This is a genomic window from Megamonas sp., from assembly GCF_986095205.1.
The window spans coordinates 1-2,911 of sequence record NZ_CFQVBI010000061.1 but is presented as its reverse complement, the minus strand read 5'-3'; the positions used below and the strand labels follow the sequence as shown (position 1 = coordinate 2,911).

Sequence of the window (2,911 nt, the reverse complement as noted above, 5' to 3'; positions counted from 1 at the left end):
CGGGAGGTAGAGTTCTTTTGTTACTTTTCTTGCTCATGAAAGAAAAGTAAATCTAAATAGCATCTATATATATGTTCATCTCTTTTGTAGTAAACAAACAACACCATAGATAAAATTTTATAATCACCTTTATATTACTAATAAAAATAAAATCAATATCTCAAAATATTTTCTTTTTGATTTATTTTTCTTTTAATAAAAGAAAAATGAACATTACTATAAGGAGGAAAAAATTTTTATGAATATTTTACTAGCTATTGCTGTTATGATTGTTATCATTATTGCTAGTTATTTAGCTGATAGAAAATACCCTACAAAGAGAATATTTATTATTCCTTGTGGCATTATTTTACTTTGTTTGGTAGCTGTCTATAGTTCTTTAGTAATACCATCTTCTTCAAATTCTATCTCCACTGAGCAACGTTTGGCTATTTTAAACGAACAACCTTATTTTATAACATGGTACAATGATTATAAAGAAGATATCAATCAGCTAGATAGATTTGCTACAGTTTATCACAAAATCATTTCTAATTATGAAAATCAATCCATATCTGCAACTGAAGCTTTAAGTCAATTGCAAAGATTATACGATGAAACAAAAGCTTTTAATAATTCACTGCAAGATGCTTTACCGCCAAGTGAATTATCACAAAATAATTATACATTAGTTTATAATATTTTGGAAAAAACTCGTGTTTATAGTTATAAATTAAATGAAACTGTTCGTCAAAGTATTGTAATCATCAATGAAGGAACTTACAATCAAATTGAGCATAAAGATATTGTAAATAATTTAAATCGCGTCTATGCTATTGAAGGTCCTGTGATGTTAGATATCAACAGCGAAGTATCGCAAATTAAAGACAATTTAACTATCCCTGAAAATTAACCCCAAATACAATATATAGATAAAACAAAAGGTGATACTAAAAGTATCACCTTTTTTATTATAATTATTATAATTCTTATTATAAATCTTTTACAATTGTTTTGAGATATTCCGCAAAGTCACCAGATAAATCATCACGACGGAGAGCAAATTCTACTGTAGCTTTCAAAAAGCCTAATTTATCGCCTACATCATAGCGTTTGCCAGTGAAATTATAAGCATAAACATTTTCACGTTTTGCCATGACTTTGAGTGCATCTGTTAACTGTATTTCTCCACCTTTGCCAGGCTTAGTATTTTGTAATACTTCAAATACATCTGGAGTGATGATATATCTACCAAGCACTGCCATCTGACTTGGAGCTTCTTCAATACTTGGTTTTTCAATCATATCATTGACCTTCATCAATTGTTCATTGATTGTAGGTACGCCTGCTACAATACCATAAGAAGAAACTTTTTCTTTTGGCACTTGTTGACAGCCTAAGATTGTAGCACCAGTTTGATTATACATATCCATCAATTGTTTTAAAGCTGGCATTTCAGGATTATACACTATATCATCGCCCAATAATACAGCAAATGGTTCATTATCAATGAATGCTCTAGCACATAAAATGGCATCACCTAAACCACGCATATGTTTTTGACGGATATAATGTACATTGATTTCTGATGTTTCTTGTACCAATTTTAATAATTCGGTTTTACCTTTAGCTTTTAACTCAGCTTCTAAAGTAGGTGCACTATCAAAATGGTCTTCAATAGCACGTTTAGCATGACCACTGATAATCAAAATATCTTCAATACCACTAGCTACAGCTTCTTCTACTATGTACTGAATTGTAGGCTTATCTACAATCGGTAACATCTCTTTAGGTGTTGCTTTTGTCGCTGGCAAAAAACGAGTACCAAAACCAGCAGCAGGTATAACTGCCTTGCGAATACGTTTCATAACAATCCTCTCCCTATAATCTACTCATAAATACTTTAAAATTATAATAATTTTATACAACTCAAAATTTATTATAACATAAAAAGATTACCTTCATAAAATTATTTATTCTATCTATCATGAAGAAAATCTTTCTTAATCAACATATCTATATACAATTTTGTCTACATATCTAATTTAGCTTTCAATTCTTCTATTTCATTTATACTTAAACTAGTATATTTAGAAATAAGCTTTATATCTACTTTGTCTTTTAGCATATTTTTAGCAGTTTGTATAGCTTGCTGATATAAGCCTTGCTGTAAACCTTCTTGCAAACCTCGTTGTAGTCCTTCTTGTAAACCCTGCTCTAATCCTTCTTCTTTAAATGCACTCATATATGAATAATAATCTCTTATTGCTTTTTCTCTTTGTTCATATGCTCTACGTTCTATTTTATCCTGTAAAAATGTATCTTCAAATTCTACTGCTTCTTTAATTGCTGGAGTTGTCATTGCTATTTCCTCCAATTCTTCTTTACTATATTTTCCTGAAAAATAAGCAATCCATGCTTCAGATGTTCTTATTTTTCTCATATCTCTTAAGGTAAATTTTGGCAATTCTAGAAAATGTATCTCTATATGAGCTGTGAGCTTATTATGAGATTTTACATTTAATAGATTATAGATATTATGCCAGTCTCGCTCATCTTCTAAATAATCAAATGCCAATAGATTTATAGCTATAGCCTTTTTTAACTTCTTATATTCAGCACCTTTTTCTAATTGCTCTGAATACATCTTTGACCAATAGTATAATGAACGTTCAGCCATTAATTTAAACGAACAAACTTGTACCTCAATATCTACTTGTGTACCATCATTCAAATCCGCTCTAATATCTAATTTAGACAATTTACCATCTAATGTTAATGGTTCATTATCCTTATCTAAAAAAGTTATATCTGTAAAACAATTTTCATCATCTTTATTTAAAATCCCATTTAAAAAGCTAAGTGTTAAATTCTTTCTTTTTTTATCCCCCAAAAGCTTTTTAAAATATAAATCATTTAATCTATTAAAATT

The 2,911-nt window shown here is 29.1% G+C and carries 3 protein-coding genes; 1 reads left to right on the top strand and 2 read right to left on the bottom strand.

The features are described 5' to 3' along the window. Positions 1-238 precede the first annotated feature (238 nt). Positions 239-892, top strand: a complete 654-nt coding sequence (locus tag AC5LAX_RS08565) for a hypothetical protein (RefSeq protein WP_278849813.1) — start codon at positions 239-241, stop codon at positions 890-892. 79 nt (positions 893-971) lie between these two features. Here the strand turns inward: AC5LAX_RS08565 and galU are convergent, their stop codons facing one another. Continuing rightward, positions 972-1,847, bottom strand: coding sequence for a UTP--glucose-1-phosphate uridylyltransferase GalU (gene galU / locus AC5LAX_RS08560; RefSeq protein ID WP_204922461.1), 876 nt, complete (start codon positions 1,845-1,847; stop codon positions 972-974). Between the two features lie 164 nt (positions 1,848-2,011). Next, positions 2,012-2,911: Rpn family recombination-promoting nuclease/putative transposase (locus tag AC5LAX_RS08555; protein WP_493263820.1), on the bottom strand; the 900-nt coding region annotated here is incomplete at its 5' end.